The sequence below is a fragment of the Opacimonas viscosa genome (assembly GCF_024199005.1).
Lineage (GTDB): Bacteria > Pseudomonadota > Gammaproteobacteria > Enterobacterales > Alteromonadaceae > Opacimonas > Opacimonas viscosa.
Genome location: NZ_JANATA010000031.1, coordinates 1 through 16682 on the forward strand (window position 1 = coordinate 1; position 16682 = coordinate 16682).

General features: G+C 42.6%; 14 protein-coding genes. 6 read left to right on the forward strand and 8 right to left on the reverse strand.

Annotated features, from left to right (window positions below; translation table 11 throughout):
• Positions 1-108: 108 nt before the first annotated feature.
• On the reverse strand, positions 109-615 hold the full coding sequence (locus tag NLF92_RS12210) for a GNAT family N-acetyltransferase (RefSeq protein WP_254102363.1): 507 nt from the start codon (positions 613-615) through the stop codon (positions 109-111).
• A gap of 1022 nt (positions 616-1637) precedes the next feature.
• Between NLF92_RS12210 and NLF92_RS12215 the strand changes: the two genes are divergently transcribed.
• Together NLF92_RS12215 and NLF92_RS12220 are read left to right on the forward strand one after the other, a co-directional pair.
• The gene (locus tag NLF92_RS12215; protein WP_254102365.1) at positions 1638-2417 is read left to right on the forward strand and encodes a class II aldolase/adducin family protein; all 780 of its coding nucleotides are present in this window, start codon (positions 1638-1640) and stop codon (positions 2415-2417) included.
• An 86-nt stretch (positions 2418-2503) separates the two neighbouring features.
• Positions 2504-3679, forward strand: coding sequence for a mandelate racemase/muconate lactonizing enzyme family protein (locus tag NLF92_RS12220; protein ID WP_254102368.1), 1176 nt, complete (start codon positions 2504-2506; stop codon positions 3677-3679).
• A 344-nt stretch (positions 3680-4023) separates the two neighbouring features.
• On the opposite strand, the gene NLF92_RS12225 is transcribed toward NLF92_RS12220, so the two are convergent.
• A complete protein-coding gene (locus NLF92_RS12225) occupies positions 4024-4968 on the reverse strand; it encodes an amidohydrolase family protein (protein WP_254102370.1) in 945 nt (314 codons plus the stop codon).
• 45 nt (positions 4969-5013) lie between these two features.
• Positions 5014-5742, reverse strand: coding sequence for an SDR family NAD(P)-dependent oxidoreductase (locus NLF92_RS12230; RefSeq protein ID WP_254102372.1), 729 nt, complete (start codon positions 5740-5742; stop codon positions 5014-5016).
• 182 nt (positions 5743-5924) lie between these two features.
• Here NLF92_RS12230 and NLF92_RS12235 point away from each other — a divergent pair, with 182 nt between their 5' ends.
• Both NLF92_RS12235 and NLF92_RS12240 read left to right on the forward strand, forming a co-directional pair.
• Positions 5925-6743: an HAD family hydrolase gene (locus NLF92_RS12235; protein WP_254102374.1), complete on the forward strand. Its 819-nt coding sequence runs from the start codon at positions 5925-5927 to the stop codon at positions 6741-6743.
• Between the two features lie 258 nt (positions 6744-7001).
• Positions 7002-7271, forward strand: coding sequence for a hypothetical protein (locus tag NLF92_RS12240; RefSeq protein ID WP_254102376.1), 270 nt, complete (start codon positions 7002-7004; stop codon positions 7269-7271).
• 357 nt (positions 7272-7628) lie between these two features.
• Here the strand turns inward: NLF92_RS12240 and NLF92_RS12245 are convergent, their stop codons facing one another.
• From NLF92_RS12245 to pseB, 4 genes are all read right to left on the reverse strand, one after another.
• Positions 7629-8402, reverse strand: coding sequence for a cytidylyltransferase domain-containing protein (locus NLF92_RS12245; RefSeq protein ID WP_254102383.1), 774 nt, complete (start codon positions 8400-8402; stop codon positions 7629-7631).
• Between the two features lie 215 nt (positions 8403-8617).
• The gene (locus tag NLF92_RS12250; RefSeq protein WP_254102385.1) at positions 8618-10981 is read right to left on the reverse strand and encodes an EAL domain-containing protein; all 2364 of its coding nucleotides are present in this window, start codon (positions 10979-10981) and stop codon (positions 8618-8620) included.
• Between the two features lie 212 nt (positions 10982-11193).
• Positions 11194-12396, reverse strand: coding sequence for a UDP-4-amino-4,6-dideoxy-N-acetyl-beta-L-altrosamine transaminase (gene pseC / locus NLF92_RS12255; RefSeq protein WP_254102387.1), 1203 nt, complete (start codon positions 12394-12396; stop codon positions 11194-11196).
• Between the two features lie 5 nt (positions 12397-12401).
• The gene (gene pseB / locus NLF92_RS12260) at positions 12402-13415 is read right to left on the reverse strand and encodes a UDP-N-acetylglucosamine 4,6-dehydratase (inverting) (RefSeq protein ID WP_254102389.1); all 1014 of its coding nucleotides are present in this window, start codon (positions 13413-13415) and stop codon (positions 12402-12404) included.
• A 357-nt stretch (positions 13416-13772) separates the two neighbouring features.
• Here pseB and wecA (NLF92_RS12265) point away from each other — a divergent pair, with 357 nt between their 5' ends.
• Together wecA (NLF92_RS12265) and wecA (NLF92_RS12270) are read left to right on the forward strand one after the other, a co-directional pair.
• Complete coding sequence (gene wecA / locus NLF92_RS12265; RefSeq protein WP_254102391.1) at positions 13773-14936, forward strand: UDP-N-acetylglucosamine--undecaprenyl-phosphate N-acetylglucosaminephosphotransferase; 1164 nt, start codon at positions 13773-13775, stop codon at positions 14934-14936.
• 57 nt (positions 14937-14993) lie between these two features.
• A complete protein-coding gene (gene wecA / locus NLF92_RS12270) occupies positions 14994-16133 on the forward strand; it encodes a UDP-N-acetylglucosamine--undecaprenyl-phosphate N-acetylglucosaminephosphotransferase (RefSeq protein ID WP_254102393.1) in 1140 nt (379 codons plus the stop codon).
• A gap of 157 nt (positions 16134-16290) precedes the next feature.
• Here wecA (NLF92_RS12270) and NLF92_RS12275 read toward each other — a convergent pair whose 3' ends face one another.
• Positions 16291-16533, reverse strand: coding sequence for a helix-turn-helix domain-containing protein (locus NLF92_RS12275; RefSeq protein ID WP_254102395.1), 243 nt, complete (start codon positions 16531-16533; stop codon positions 16291-16293).
• Positions 16534-16682: the final 149 nt, after the last annotated feature.

Here is a 16682-nt window from a genome sequence, read left to right on the forward strand (position 1 = left end):
CCCGCGACATTGCTTCGCTCTGATCACGGGGTTTTCTCGCTAAATTCTTATAAAACATGTTCTACTCACCCTGCATTACCAAACAAAACCTCCGGTTGGGAAACCTTCTTACTGGCCTGGTTTTGTTTGGTATTGCATATCAATATGCAAAATACCATCTTCATCATAAGCCTCACTAGACGCCCTAAACCCCAGCTTTTCATAGAATTTTTGGAGGTATACTTGCGCCCCGATTTCTAACGGCGCTTGTTTCAGATCTGATGTTTCTAGAAATGCTTTGTCCTCATGGATATGGGCCACCGCACAACGCATAATCTGCTCTGCATACCCTAACCCACGAGCCTCTCTATCCACACAAACACGCCCAATACTCGGCCCTGCATAACTTAACCCTGCCGGTAATAAACGCGCATATCCAACAATCTTCTCTCCCTTGTAACACAACAGGTGCTCTGCTTGGACATCCTTATTATCTAAATCTTGGTAAACACACCTCTGCTCCACAACAAACACCTCACTGCGCAAACGCAACACCTCGTACAACTGTTGCACACTGAGTTTATCGAAACCCAAAATGACCATATTTAACGCATTTGACATCATCGTACTCATCATCGAAACCTCTTTGATTATGCCTACCGGCATAACTTTGTGTCAACCGACATGACTCTCATCAAACTTTCCTAATTGTTATACTTTCTAGGGTTGAGTACGACATCCTCATCATAACTTTTCTCACTTACAGTCCTGCGCACTGAAATCGTTCCAAAAGTCACCATGAAGATGTGGCTGAATTATTACTAGATCTGGTTAATACATCCTCATCATAACTTTTCTCACTTACAGTCCTGCGCACTGAAATCGTTCCAAAAGTCACCATGAATATGTTTGTTAATTAATAGATAGTTGGTATGAATTATTACTAGATCTGGTTAATACATCCTCATCATAACTTTTCTCACTTACAGTCCTGCGGGCTGAAATCGTTCCAAAAGTCACCATGTGGATGTTTGTTAATTAATAGATAGTTGGTATGAATTAATACTAGATCTGGTTAATACATCCTCATCATAACTTTTTTCACTTACAGTCCTGCGCACTGAAATCGTTCCAAAAGTCACCATGAAGATGTTAGTTAATCATTAGATAGTTGGTATGCATTAATACTAGATCTGGTCAATACATCCTCATCATAACTTTTTTCACTTACAGTCCTGCGCACTGAAATCGTTCTAAAAGTCACCATGAAGATGTTTGTTAATTAATAGATAGTTGGTATGAATTAATTACTAGAGCTGGTTAATACCTCCTTATCATAACTTTTTTCACTTACAGTCCTGCGGGCTGAAATCGTTCTAAAAGTCACCATGAATATGTTTGTTAATTAATAGATAGTTGGTATGAATTAATACTAGTTCTGGTTAATACATCCTCATCATAACTTTTCTCACTTACAGTCCTGCGGACTGAAATCGTTCTAAAAGTCACAATGAAGATGTTTGTTAATTAATAGATAGTTGGTATGAATCAACCTTATAATAACTTTTCTCACCTTCCCCTTTGCGGGCTAAAATCGCTCCAAAAATTACCTTGAAGATGATAGTATTTATTAACAAATTTCTATAGACATCTTTTTTATGAGCTCAGATTATAATATTCCCGTTTATGCCCCTCGAGATAGTGTCACTGAGGCTGAGTGGCAAGCTCGACTTGATCTTGCAGCTTGCTATAAGTTGCTTGTTTTACATGGCTGGGATGACTTGATTTATACCCATGTTTCGCTCAAGATCCCTGGCACTGAGCACTTTTTGATAAATGCTTTCGGCCTTACTTTTAAAGAAGTCACAGCCTCTAACTTGGTCAAAATTGATATCGATGGCAATATCCTTGATCCCGACTGCCCCTTTTCCATTAACCCTGCTGGCTTTACCATTCATAGCGCCGTCCATGCCGCACGCCATGACGCTAAGTGTGTTATCCATATTCACCAGTCTGATGCTATTGCTGTTGCCTCACAAACAGACGGTTTGTTACCTTTGAGTCAATATGCGGCATTTGCCCTTGCCTCAATAAGTTATCATGGATATGAAGGACTAGCTGTTGATGCGGGTGAATGCCAACGGCTCCAAGATGACTTGGGTGACAGTAATTTTATGCTCCTACCGAACCATGGTGCCTTGACGGTTGGCCAGACCGTCGGCGATGCTTTTATGCACATGTACGACTTGATTAAAGCTTGTGAAATCCAACTCAAAATGCAACAAAGTCAAGCCGAACTGATTTACCTAGAGCCTCATATTGTCGAAAACATAAAAGCCCAAGCCAACGTTGTCCATACTGGACTTACCGGTGGCCAAAAAGCTTGGCCTGCCATGCTTCGTCGCGTGAAAAATGAATTTCCCGATTTTGATAGTTAAATACCAATCTAAACTATTTTTACCCAACCAGACGTATACCCTCTACCTAGGTATACATTTACTGAACAATCACTAAAAGAGTTATTATGAAAATTACCCACGTAGAGATTTTTGATATTCATTGTCCAGAGCGCCCACCATGGAATCCTATTTTTGTTCGTATTCATACCGATGAAGGCATTCATGGTGTGGGTGAAGCTGGTCTAGCCTATGATTGGGGTCATTCAGCTGCCGCCGCCATGATTAAAGAAATCGCCGAAGCCGTCTTAATTGGCTACGACCCTTTTAAAACAGAGGCACTCTGGTCACGCATGCTTCGTGAAAGTTTCTGGGGTTTAGGTGGCGGCCCTATTTTGTACTCCGCCATGTCAGCCATTGACACCGCCTTGTGGGATATCAAAGGGAAAGCTTTAAACGTCCCTGTTTATCAATTACTTGGGGGTAAAACCAACGATAACCTGCGCACTTACGCATCCCAATTACAGTTTGATTGGGATACCGAATGTCGCAAACTGACCGCCCCCGAAGAATATGCAGCAGCAGCACGTAAAGCCGTCGACGAAGGGTATGACGCCGTCAAAGTGGACCCGATTGTTTATGATGAAAATGGCGAATCTAGCTTTGACCGAACTAATTTGTTTACCCCAAAACAAATGAAACTCTTTGGTAACCGTTTACGTGCCATCCGTGCAGAAGTAGGTGATGAAGTGGACATCATTTTTGAAGCTCACTCACTCATGGGCTGTGCTTCTGCGATCCAAATGGGTGAAGTCATTGAAGAAGTGAACTGCATGATGTTTGAAGAGCCAGTGAACTATTTGAACTCCGCCGTCCATAAAAAAGTGGCTGATAAATTACGCGTGCCGATTGCTGGCGGCGAGCGCTTGTATCACCGTTGGGACGTTCGTCCTTATTTTGAAGACCAAAGTATCGACGTGTTACAACCTGATGTAGGTCTAAGCGGCGGCTTTACCGAAGCCAAAAAAGTCTGTGATTATGCCGATACTTACGACATTCGCGTACAAGCACACGTATGCGGTGGACCGGTTGCTACCGCTGCTTCATTACATTTAGAAGCCGCTATTCCGAACTTTTTAATTCATGAGCATCACACTTATGCTACCAAAGCATGGAACCGAGAACTGTGTATCCAAGATTACCAACCAGTCAACGGTAAAATGCAGGTGCCTGATTTACCCGGCATTGGGATTGAATTAAACGATGAAATAGTGAAACGTTCACCACATGTAGTGGTCAAATAACACAAGCATTTTCACGATACCAACGTCAACCGTTCCTGCGAGCTAGACAAGCTGAGCTAGCTAGATTCTTTACTTGCTCTCGGTTAGTTACACGTTAGGTTAATTACTGGCTAGGTTACTTGTTAGGTGAATTACTGGCTAAGTGCCTTGTTAGGTGAATTACTGGCTAAGTGACTTGTTAGGTGAATTACTGGCTAGGTTACTTGTTAGGTGAATTATTGGCTAAGTGACTTGTTAGGTGAATTACTGGCTAAGTGACTTGTTAGGTGAATTACTGGCTAGGTTACTTGTTAAGTTAATTACTCGTTAGCTACGTCGTATGGTAGCCACAGATTAACTTGTTTTCAGGGCGCGGTTGACTGTTTAAAATACACATGCAATGCGTTGTCGGACAAAACGGCTGGCATGTCTGCAAATAATTCGGACATGCTGTCGACATAATCTGCATAGCCCATACGCCAGTGCAACAAAGGCGCATTACTTGCCAGCATCACTCGGTCATCCCCCCAGATATCGACTAGTGTCAACACACTTTGCTTCACCTGTTCTAAACTAAACTCACGATCTGACATTTCCCAGCCGGATGCTTTGATAAACACATTGGGAAAGTCGGCCAACTGAGCTAATGTCGCCCAGTCTTTTGCAGTGGCACTACCGTCATTAAACACCGCTCCCCCACTGTGATTAATCACCCACCGGGCTTGTGGATACGCTGATAAAAATAATGATATTTGTGTGACTACGCTGTGATCACTACAATCACATTGACACTCAAAGATGAGATCTTGTATCGCCAACCAAGCTAGGTTTGCTTGTACTTTAGGCCGCTGTAAATACTCCACTGCGTTTTCATCTAAGATATGACGCACGCCTACCACACATTCGTACTGTTGTAATAATGTCACTTGTAACTGAAATGACTCGGGACTGAGTAAGAGGTCGCAACAACCAATCGCACGATAGTCGATACCCGTACCGGCCATATGTGCTGAAAGCCACGCGATTTCTGCTTCTGGCTGTGCATTGTTATAGCCAGCTTCAATATGCACAAAACGATATGCGGATGGCGCTAAACCAGCAGCGGCTATGGCAGATGATAATTCAGCGCTGGTAAAAGACTGAGCAATCTGCCCCTTATCCGGCCAAAATGGGGGGGAGTCTGCACGTAACCAATGATACTCGCCTTGGTCCAACGCAAAAAAATGCAAATGCGGATCCACCCTCACAGGTGTCTGGGTGATGGGTCTTTGATTATTGGGCCTTTGATTATTGGGCCTTTGGGTTTTCACAATACCTTACTCACACCATGCTTTACTCACACAAACTGTCACCATTTAACGCGCAGTATAACCGCCATCCATCATTTGCAAACTGCCCGTAATAAAGCTCGCCTCTGGTGAGGCCAGATATAGGGCAAAACTTGCGACTTCTTTAGCTGTACCAATCCGATTCAACGGCTGGCAAGCAGCTTCTTCTGCGTGTATGTCTTTTGGATCAGCGCCGGTATCTTTGCAGTAACGGTGAATCGCATTTTGGTACAACGGGGTATCAATGGTCCCAGGGCATAACGCATTTGCTCTAATGTTATCTTTAGCAAAATCCAACGCTGTCGTTTTTGCCATAGAAGCCAATGCGTGTTTGGATAAGTTATATGCAAAAGAATGTGTTTTGCCAATCACTGACTGGTCAGAAGCTATATATACAATAGCACCGTCTTGTTGCTCTTGCATAAATGGCAGAACTGCTTGGGTAGCGGCGTATGCGCCTTTGACATTGATAGCCAAAACTTTGTCCAACAGCTCTGGAGGCGTGTCCAATATCGAAGCGGAAACGTGGATACCAGCGTTACAAATCAGAGCTTTGATAGTATGTTGTTGGGCAATGTTTCGCACCGTCTCGGTCACTTGGGTGAAATCCGTCATATCACACTCAAAGTACTCGCCGACGGGACCTGGCTGAATATCCAAATTACATACGTGATAACCATGAGCACTAAACATCTCGGCAATGGCCAATCCTATACCAGAAGAGCCGCCAGTGAGTATCAGTGTGTTTGCAGACATGCTTTAGCCTTTTTGTTTTAATATTGGGCATAGATGCTAATAGTAAAACATGACTTTAGGGGATTGGCTAGACTGAATTACCATGGTGAAGCAAAATCGCGTACTTGTCGGCTTTTTTCGGGCTGAATACTCTTTTTTTACGTATAATGAACACACAAACAATTCGAGCTTGCAGTATAGATATGGATTTAGTTTTTTTTGACCTAGACGGCACCTTGTTAAACCAAGATTCTGCGCTGTCCAAATTTACCAAAGATACCTTACAGCGGATGAACGAAAGTGGTATAGCCTATACCGTAGCCACGGGCAGGACGATGTTATCGGCGCGTCCTATTTTAGATGGTCAATTTCTAGCACTCCCCCATATTTACAACAATGGTGTGACGCTGTGGGATCCCAATAGCCAAGACATGACCTTTGAAAACTTGCTCACCAAACATGAGATTGATGTCATCCTGGCTATGGCGCTAGAGCACCAAATTACGCCATTTGTGAATACGGTAGAGGCGCACCATCATGTGATCTATCACAGCCCACCCCAACACCCTATCGAAGAAGAACTCATCACTAAATATTTTGCACGTTCGGGTGCGACACTGTTGGCACTAGACTCGCTGGCGCATGACCGACCTGTCACGAATATCAGTATGATTGGTCTAAATTGTCATATAAAGACCATGTGGCAACAGCTAAATGAACATCCAAATTTGATTGCGTATTCGGGTCCCGCTCATGAAGGGCATGAATATAGCTGGATGGATATTCATCATTGCCAAGCCAACAAAGGAGCCGCCGTTCAAAAACTTAGAGATACACTGGGTGCCACAAATGTACTGTGCTTTGGTGATAGTGATAATGATTTGAGTATGTTTGAGATCGCCGATGAGTGCTACGCACCAGATAACGCGAAAGACTTTGTGAAAGACAAAGCGACCAAAGTGATTGGGCATAACCATGATGATGGCGTTGCTAAGTTTCTTCGTGAACGATTTGACTTGTGATGAGGATGGTTGCAGTCGTCAAAAGCCCACCGATAGCAGCACTTGCAAGAGTACCAACGGCAATCGCAATCCATTTTTTGTTCTGTGCTGTGGGATAAATTACTAATACATGATGTAAACCCTTTAATTGGTATATCCCACCTTTCAAGGCCATTATGATTCACTAAATAAAGTAACAAATACGAACTTTAGCACACTTACATAATTAAATTTTCCCGACTATATTTTACTCTCCGTATACAAAAAGAAGGCAAAATTATGCAAACGTTAACACAATATGATACGAATAATGTTAGTGGAGGTTTTGGTCTGCCAGGTGCAGGTTTTGGTGGGTTCTTAGGTGGAATTTCGTATTTGGGCAGTGCTTCGACTTCAGGGAGTTTTTCTTGGTCTGGGTTCGGTACAGCTGTTGCTGTAGGTGCTGCTTCTGGCGCTATCGGTGGTCCAGCAGGAAATGCAGTTATTAAATATGGTTTAAGTAAAGTCAGCTTTTATGGTGGCGCAGCACAAGGATTAGCTAATGAGTAAAGAACTGAAGATACCGTTTGGCGTATTGAATTTTTCTATGTTGATATTGGCCTTAACATTGTTTTGGTTTAACCAGGAAGTTTACGTACAGTCTATGTGCCTTTCATTAGCTACAATAAGCATAATTAATTTATGGATATTTCCATTCCATGCTTCACTAGGTAGTGTTTGGAAAAACACGCAGTCTTCTAGGGCAAAAGGGACGTGGTTAAAATACCAAACCATATGCATGTTGTTGCTTGCTTGGTTCATCAATTCGATACTGCAGATTAATTAAGTTGAACACCTCTAAGGGATCCCCATAGATACTACTCATGCTGAACTGGTTATCCCTTTTTATAGATACTTTTTCACCGATTAAACGATTTCCTCATCAAGTGAACTGGGTATTATCTGTTCTACGTGCTGATTGATTTGCGCAATCTCAGGATGCGCTAACAAAGCCTGACAAATCTCTACTGCAGACATTTGCGCCAGCTCCTCACCTAATGTTTGCATTAATGTATCAAACATCGTCAGATCATCGGGTTCATCTATGCACAAACGCAATTGGGAATAATCTACATGTCCATTTTCAACGGACATAATCGGATAAGACTGCGGTCGACTGTACATATAAAATGTGACATGCTCCAGCTCTGGTGGTTCTGAGGCATTCAGCCACGTATCTGTAAGTATCGGCATCCCAAATACTTCAACATCGAAACCTCGGGCCCAATACCCCAGTGATAAATGCGTATATCCTGTCGGATTATGAGTCATATGCTGTGCTACCACCTCATCGATCAGCCCAGGACAAATAAGTGGACAATCCCCTGTCAAACGCACAATGACATCGTGCTCAGTGGCGTTCGCTTGGATGGCAGCTTGGTAAAAGCGATCTAAAACATTGTGCTCCGAACCACAAAACACCTGTGGTGCAGGACGTATATCCAGGGTTTTGATATGCTCAACTAGCGTTTTATCCAAATCCGTATCAGTGGTAGCTACGATATGAGTGTCCACGATTTTAGCAGTGCTTACCCTGCTGCAATGGTAATCCAGTAAAGAGCGCCCAAACACCGATTTCAATACTTTTTCAGGGAGTCGAGAACTGCCTAAACGCGCTTGAGTAATACAAATAACTCGCATTAAAATGCCTCCTGAGGCGTATTTGGGTATTCATTAATTGACGGACATATTTATGGCGTCCAATTTTTTGACGAACGTGTTATTAATAAACGGACTATTAATAAACGGACTATTGATAAACGTTTTATTGACGAAAATAGCCACGTATTGACTATGGTATGCACAAACCGCACCAGAACGCTGCGGTAAATGAGTGAAGATAACTAGGTCCTAAACTAAAAAGATTCTAAAGATTCATTTCTAAGCGAGTATAAAACCTGCTGATGCTGTTTTCTAGGGGGGAGTGGATAAGCCCGTTGATTCTCTTTTAGAACTTCGATAAATGCACTTTCTGAGATGGGTTTACTAAAGAAAAAGCCTTGATAGGTATCCACATTGTATTCATTTAACATGGAGAACTGTGCTTCTTCTTCGACGCCTTCGGCAACAATTTTTAGGTTAAAATTTCGCGCCAAATCAATAATAGATTTAACCACCAAGTACGCTTGGGCATCATGGTTGATGTCTTTGACAAAAGAATGGTCAATCTTTAGTTCATCAATCGGCAATGACCGCAGATAACTCATAGAAGAGTACCCTGTCCCAAAATCATCTAGTGATATCGTGACACCAAACTCCTTGAGCTGGGAGAGTTTGGTGGTGGCATCATTGAGATCTTGGATCAGGACGCTTTCAGTCACTTCCACAATCAAATTTTCACGATTAATGTTGTACTGCTCAGTAACCGCAATAAACTCTTCGACAAAGTAGGATTGCCAAATCTGTTTTGCACTCAAATTCACAGCTATGGTCAAATGCGCAGAGGCTGGCTCAGCTTGCCAACGCTCGAGTTGTTCACAGGCACGTTGCAACACTTGATAACCGATCGCTATAATCAAATTACTCTCTTCTGCCAACGCAATAAAATCGTACGGTCCGACTAACCCTTTGGTGGGGTGTTCCCAGCGCACTAAGGCTTCTGCCCCAATGATTTGTTTATCCCGATTTAATTTCGGCTGTAAGTGGATCACAAAATCCTGATCAGCAATCGACTGATTCATATCTCGTTGTAGCTCAGAAGATTTTGTCAACTCGTCTTGCATATCGGTATTGAACAACAACACATTGTTCCCACCGGCAGCTTTTGCACGATACAGCGCCATATCCGCGAGTTGAATTAATTTACCGGCAATCAAATCACTATTGGCAAAAACGATCCCACCAATACTCCCCGTAATAGAATATTTTAATTCGACGTCTTGCATATCACTACACAGATAATGTACTTCAGAGATGGACGAGAGTACCGCTTGGGCATATTTTTCTGCCAGCGCAAAACTCTCAACTTTATCTGACCCCAAAGCCGGCAATAAGATCACAAACTCATCCCCGCCAAAACGCGAGATAACATGCTCACAAATATCGATGGCTTTGAGACGTTGGGCGACTTCGATCAAAAGCTTGTCACCCATGTGATGCCCATAACTGTCGTTGAGTAACTTAAAGCGATCCAAATCTAAAAATAATACGGCGTTGTAATGCTTTGAGTGTTGGGATTGCGTCATGGCACTTTGTAAACGCCCTTCCATCTCAGCACGATTAATTAATCCCGTTAATTGATCATAAAACGCCAAACGCACAATTTTTTCTTTATCTTGTTTTTGTTCGGTGATATCCAAAATGATACCCACCACGAGTTTAGGGTTCCCTTCTTCATCAAATTCAGCAACTTGACCGCGATCCCAAATCCAAATAATGCGCCCATCATCCAAACGCATTCTAAATTCGATGTTATACGGCTGGTTATTTTCTAAAAGCGCTGTCAATGCGTTGTGGATCAAAGGTAAATCGTCAGGCAACACCTTGTTCTCGAATTCGGCAAAGGTATTCTCGGAGCGCTCGACTTGAGTGATCGCTTCCCAGCGGTCATTGTGCAAGACTTGATTTGTCTGCACATGCCACTCCCACAGCCCTTCTTCGGATACGTCTAAGACATGCTCCAAACGGCGTTTGTTGCGATCAGCTTCTTCTTTGAGCTGGGTGATCTCTGTGACGTCTTTGGCGATGACCATGATGCGTTTTTGTTGTTGCGCATCAATAAAGGGAATTTTGATGGAATGAAAATGCTTTATTTCACCGGTAACGGCATCGGTAGATGACTCAAAGACTTCTTCTTTTTCCATCTTGGTCATGATGGATTGGACGTTTTGTTTAAAAAAATCGGCTTGTTCACGATTTTGGGTATAATAAAAATCATCTTTGCCGACCATATCGCGTGGGTCGGCGTTGTATAACTTGCCGACTACTTCATTGCAGTACACAAAATTTCCAGCGAAGTCTTTGATCACAATCACATCGTTGATCTGATCAAGCACTTGCCCAAGGATCTGAGTATGTTGACGCAAACAGCGCCTAATGTGCTGCAGCACAAATAACACGCCACCGACATTAAAGAGAAAAACCACCGCCAATGACTGCAAGGTAGCAGTCGCATTTAAATCGAGCGAAAAGGTAATCGCCGTTGCGATAGTGGAGATCCCAGCCATAATAATACCGAGATACACCGTCGATGTTTTTGATAAATTGGTGACGTTAAGCAATCCATGCGCTCCTGTACAAGCTCAAACCTTAAGCTTTCATACAAGGTATATCGGCATCAAAAATTGAAATTAAAGAAAAGAATAGCGCTAAAGTTAGAAAGAGTTTTTCACGCCAAGAAAGGGCTGTGTATGGGTGGGACTGATGTGTTAGACAGATGTGTTAGACAGATGGGTTAGACAGATGGGTTAGACAGATGGGTTAAGCAGATTAGCTACATGAGTAAAACATCACGCAGAGCTAGCACTACTTCGTCCTGTTGTGCATCCGTCATACCATGGAACAAAGGGATGGAGATAGCCGTTTCATAATAAGCTTCAGCAACAGGGAAATCCCCCTCGGCAAAGCCTAAGCGCTGATAAAATGGCTGGAGGTGCACAGGGATATAATGCAGATTGACACCAATCCCCCTCTCGCGCAAAGCACTAAAAACCTCTGAGTGCGTCAGATTATTCACTCGCTGGGTGTCATGCGCTAAGCGCAAGCGGATGATATACAAATGCCAACTAGACTGGGTATCAGGATGTTGTGTGGGTAATAGAACGGGCAGATCCGCGAGCAGTTCATTGTACCGACTAGCTAAGTGCTGGCGCGAGCGGATAAAGCTCGTCAAACGCTGCATTTGACTCAACCCCAGCGCAGCATGCAGATCCGTCATACGGTAGTTATACCCCAGCGCTATTTGCTGATAATACCAAGGCGGAAAAGTCGTCTGAGCATGACTGTCTGGGACACTGCTTGCGTCCATTTGGCTCTCATCACGCGTCACACCATGGCTGCGCAACAACTCAAGACGCTGAGCTAATTCAGCGCAGTTCGTCACCGCTGCCCCACCCTCTGCCGAGGTCACTATCTTGACCGGATGAAAACTAAATACGGTAATATCCGAATAAGTACAGGCACCCACGGGTTTGTCTTGGTACTGGGCACCGATACAATGTGAGGCATCTTCGATAATCTTAACGCCGTACTCTTTTGCCAAGGCATAAATGGCTGCCAACGCACAGGATTGGCCGCCCAAATGCACAGGGATTATGACTTTAGGTAAGGTCTGATTGCGTTTTGCGTGAGCGAGTTTGGTCGCTAAAGCATGTGGACAAAGGTTATAAGTCTGGGGATCAATATCCACAAAATCGATACTCGCCCCACAATACAAGGCACAATTCGCCGAAGCCACAAAGGTTATGGGTGAAGTCCAAACGATATCACCAGGGCCAACATCTAAGGCCATACAAGCAATGTGCAACGCTGAGGTCGCACTATTTACCGCGCAGGCATACTGAGCGGTAGTGGCCTGTTTAATGGCGTTTTCAAATAAGGGGACTTGGGGACCTTGGGTCAAAAAATCAGACTGCAAAACCTCCACGACTGAGGCAATATCTTGTTCTGATATATCTTGTTTACCATAGGGGATCACGTGAGCTACACCGCAAAATCAGGATCAAGATGCTCGACAATCATGCTACGTAAGCCTTCAACCGTTTCCCACTGGTCATTCGTGCCAGAGTGATATTTAAACCCTTCGGGGACCTTGGTCGCTTCATGGTGCGTGAGATAATCGTGTTCGGTATAGGTATAAGACACAGCGGGTAAAATCGCGTAATAAGGTCCCAAATCAATGGTATGGTAGGAGTCCGTATCGGTGATCATCTCTTCGTGGAGTTTTTCGCCAGGGCGGACTCCCACATATTTGATGTCAGCGTCGGGCGCGATGGCGTGGGCCACATCTAAGATCTTGTAAGAAGGAATTTTAGGTACAAAAATCTCACCACCCAAATGCTGTTCCAGTGCATACAACACCATATCAACCCCAGCTTGTAAGGTAATGTTAAAACGCGTCATATCTGGGTGCGTAATAGGAATCACACCGGCTTTTTTCTGATTTAGAAAAAACGGGATCACAGAGCCTCGAGACCCCATAACATTCCCGTAGCGCACCACACTAAAGCGCATATCTTTGGAGCCTTTGATATTGTTTGCTGCGGTGAACAACTTATCGGACACGAGTTTGGTCGCACCGTAGAGGTTAATGGGTGCACAGGCTTTGTCGGTCGATAGCGCTACGACATCGGAAATATGATTTGCTAGAGCAGCATCAATCACGTTTTGGGCGCCATCAACGTTGGTTTTTATGCATTCAGAAGGATTATACTCAGCGGTATCGACTTGCTTTATCGCGGCGGCATGGACCAAAATATCGACGCCTTCACAGGCTTGGATCATGCGATTGCGATCACGCACATCACCAATAAAAAAACGCAGCTGTGGATAGGCATGACGAGGATACATTTGACGCATCTCAGATTGTTTGAGCTCGTCACGAGAATAGATGACAATGTTTTTGATATCTGGATAGCGAGTCAACAAGGTATGCACGAACTGCTTCCCAAAGGAGCCTGTCCCACCGGTGACTAATATTCTTTTATTTGTAAACATGCCTACTCAACTTAATCCGTGTTGATTCTTCATCCATGGACAATAGATTGACACATTTGGAGAAAAATTGCTATTTGATTAGGTACGTAAGCAAAAAGTTTGCCATAAGGAGATAAGTTCATAATGCATCATTACCACGACTAAACTCACCAATTTCGATTCACAAATACCTGTAGGACACGATAAAGTATGAAAAATGGCTTACAAAAGCCCTTTTGTAAGGTATATTGAACATATAATGTACGTTATAAATTAATATCCATGTAAACCTTAATGTAAGTAAAACTAAGAAAAAGGCTTATTTACAATAGCGTATAATACAATAGACTCTACCCGATAATGGATTAAAGGTTAGCCATGTTGATACTCGATTTAGTGTTCATTTTTTTCTTCTCTTTCGCAGCTTTGTTTACTCTGCATAAACTTGCGCCAAAGATTGGTCTTGTTGACAAGCCCAACAAGCGCAAGCAACACAAAGGCGCTATCCCATTAGTGGGAGGTATTGCGATATTTTCCACTATTGCATTTTATCTAAATAATCATCCTACCGTGTTAATGCACAGTGATTTATTCTTAGTATGTACTGGTGTACTAATAACGCTAGGGGCTTTGGATGACCGCTTTGACCTGAGTTTCAAAGTGCGCCTTCTTTTCCAAGCAGCTGTGACTATAGCTGTCATGTATTTTACTGGTATGCAACTGGATTACATCGGTAATATCTTAGGTATGGGTGAATTTAGTTTCGGTATGTTCGCTCCATTAGTGACAGTGTTTGCTGTTATAGGCGCAATCAACGCATTCAACATGGTCGATGGTATCGATGGCTTGCTTGGCGGTTTAACTATAACCACCCTTACGGCAATAGCCATAATTTTACAGTTGCATAATTTACAATCCCTCGCGGGGTTCTGTGTATTAATGATCGTAGCTGTGGTCCCCTATGTACTCATGAATATGGGCTTACTGGGCCAAAAAAGAAAAATTTTTATGGGTGACGCAGGCTCTATGGTCATTGGTTTTACGGTGATTTGGCTGCTGTTGTTAAGTACGCAACCACCAGAAACAGCCGTAATGCGTCCGGTGACAGCACTTTGGCTGATTGCGCTACCGCTAATGGATATGACCGCCATCATGTTACGACGTATCAAAAAAGGGAAATCCCCATTTAAACCCGATAGAGATCACCTTCATCATATTTGTATGAATGCAGGATTTTCTGCGTCATCAACGCTGTTAGTAATATGCTCTGTAGCGGCTACATTTGCAACATTCGGTGTACTGGGTGAATATTTCTTGGTACCTGAATGGTTTATGTTTATTAGTTTCTTAGTGTTTTTTGGGCTATATAATTACGGCTTACAAAAAAACTGGCCAAAACAAATCGCTAATATCGTAGAGGAAGCTACCCCTAACAACCTAGTGCTTTTTGAGCGTAAACCCCGTACGACATTTAACAAAGTACCTTCCACTCATATGTCTGTTAAGAGTCAAGAAGATGCACTTAGGTATAAAAATCAGTAATCAATCATCTCTATGTGATATAATCACACATGTTGATTATTTTCAGAGGCGATATGCGTGCTTGTTGAGCTTTTTTTTGTGTTCTTTTTTACCTTTGCGGCTTTATTTTTATTGCGCAAGGTCGCTTACAAAATTGGACTCGTCGACACGCCAAACCTCAGAAAACATCACCAAGGTGCTATCCCTTTGATTGGGGGCGTAGCTATTTTTTCGTCCATTTCTTATTTCTTATTCAGCCATCCCGATATTCTAATACATACTCCCCTACTGTTATTATGCTTATTTGTTCTGATTGTGGTGGGTGTAGTAGATGATAAATTTGATATTAGCTTTAAATTCCGTTTAGCCGTACAAGCTGTCCTTACCGTTATTATGATGTATCTGACCGATTTAAAACTGGATTTCATCGGTAACATCTTTGGTATAGGAGATACCAACTTTGGGTATGCAGCTTACGTTATCACTATTTTTGGTGTGATTGCGGCTATTAATGCATTCAATATGGTAGATGGGATCGATGGACTACTAGGCGGCCTATCTATAGTGACATTTTCTGGGATGGCTTTTCTGCTTTATTTCAACGCAGAAGCAGAATTAGGTTATTTATGCTTGGTACTGATATTTGCTATGCTCCCGTATGTCATGATGAATATGGGAGCGTTTGGACGTAAAAGAAAAGTATTCATGGGAGATGCTGGGGCTATGATGATAGGCTTCTTGGTGATATGGATGCTACTGAGCATTACTCAGCCAAATGCCACACCTATTATGCGCCCTGTCACTGCACTATGGCTGATCGCGTTACCACTCATGGATATGGCGGCAATTATGTATCGCAGAATAAAGCGTGGACGCTCTCCGTTTTATCCAGATAGAGACCACCTTCACCACATCTGTTTACGCGCAGGTATGAAGAAAACACACACTCTATTTACTATTTGCAGTATCGGTAGTCTATTTGCTTTGATTGGGGTATTAGGTGAGTTATTTGCAGTACATGAAACAATCATGTTTGTGGGGTTTATCGTAACGTTTGTCCTGTATTCTTTTATGCTCAGAAAAAACTGGCCAAAAAGAGTGGTAGAGATGATAGATGAGGCAATGTCGAATTCAGCTGGTGAGTATGTGGAGTTGCAGAGTGAGCAGAACGTCACTGTTGACGATAAGGAAAAAACTCGAATCTCTAAGTTTCAATAACAGGCCTTATCGCAAGTGAATAAAACGCGCATAACCGGAACGAATGGAACGCTATAAAAGGAGTTTCTTTACATTATAAAAGAGAGTTTTCAGACTTACCATAAATCAATGAAAATAAGGCCTGCAAAGGGAATTGAAGCCTCTTAATAATTATTCATTATTTTGCATTTTTATGCAATATCACACCTGGGCTCTTTAACGGGTCACCAATGAATTCAATCCCACACCCTTCCAAATATGTCTGAATTTTATATAAAACTTTAGTATTTGCTTTAGGGATACCTTCCTGAAGCTCATATCGTTTAAGAGTAGCCTGACCAACATCACATTTTTCAGCTAATTCAGTTGCACTAATACCTAATAAAGCTCTTGCCGCTTTAATTTGACTTGAAGAAATCATTTTATTATCTATAATGATACATATTGTATCTTTTTGTTATTTAATATAAGTATTTATACCATGATTGAAGCATTATTTGAAAAACTAAATGGCGCTGTAATCCCCCCATTTCAAGTAGCAAAAATAACTAGACTATCACGCTGCTTGTA

What these genes read in the sequence shown, in the direction of transcription:
- NLF92_RS12245 (WP_254102383.1), bottom strand. Translation starts at nt 8,402, where the DNA reads ATGCGAGTTATTTGTATTACTCAAGCGCGTTTAGGCAGTTCTCGACTC.
- pseB (WP_254102389.1), bottom strand. Translation starts at nt 13,415, where the DNA reads ATGTTTACAAATAAAAGAATATTAGTCACCGGTGGGACAGGCTCCTTT.
- NLF92_RS12215 (WP_254102365.1), top strand. Translation starts at nt 1,638, where the DNA reads ATGAGCTCAGATTATAATATTCCCGTTTATGCCCCTCGAGATAGTGTC.
- NLF92_RS12275 (WP_254102395.1), bottom strand. Translation starts at nt 16,533, where the DNA reads ATGATTTCTTCAAGTCAAATTAAAGCGGCAAGAGCTTTATTAGGTATT.
- NLF92_RS12235 (WP_254102374.1), top strand. Translation starts at nt 5,925, where the DNA reads ATGGATTTAGTTTTTTTTGACCTAGACGGCACCTTGTTAAACCAAGAT.
- NLF92_RS12240 (WP_254102376.1), top strand. Translation starts at nt 7,002, where the DNA reads ATGCAAACGTTAACACAATATGATACGAATAATGTTAGTGGAGGTTTT.
- NLF92_RS12210 (WP_254102363.1), bottom strand. Translation starts at nt 615, where the DNA reads ATGATGAGTACGATGATGTCAAATGCGTTAAATATGGTCATTTTGGGT.
- wecA (WP_254102391.1), top strand. Translation starts at nt 13,773, where the DNA reads ATGTTGATACTCGATTTAGTGTTCATTTTTTTCTTCTCTTTCGCAGCT.
- NLF92_RS12220 (WP_254102368.1), top strand. Translation starts at nt 2,504, where the DNA reads ATGAAAATTACCCACGTAGAGATTTTTGATATTCATTGTCCAGAGCGC.
- NLF92_RS12230 (WP_254102372.1), bottom strand. Translation starts at nt 5,742, where the DNA reads ATGTCTGCAAACACACTGATACTCACTGGCGGCTCTTCTGGTATAGGA.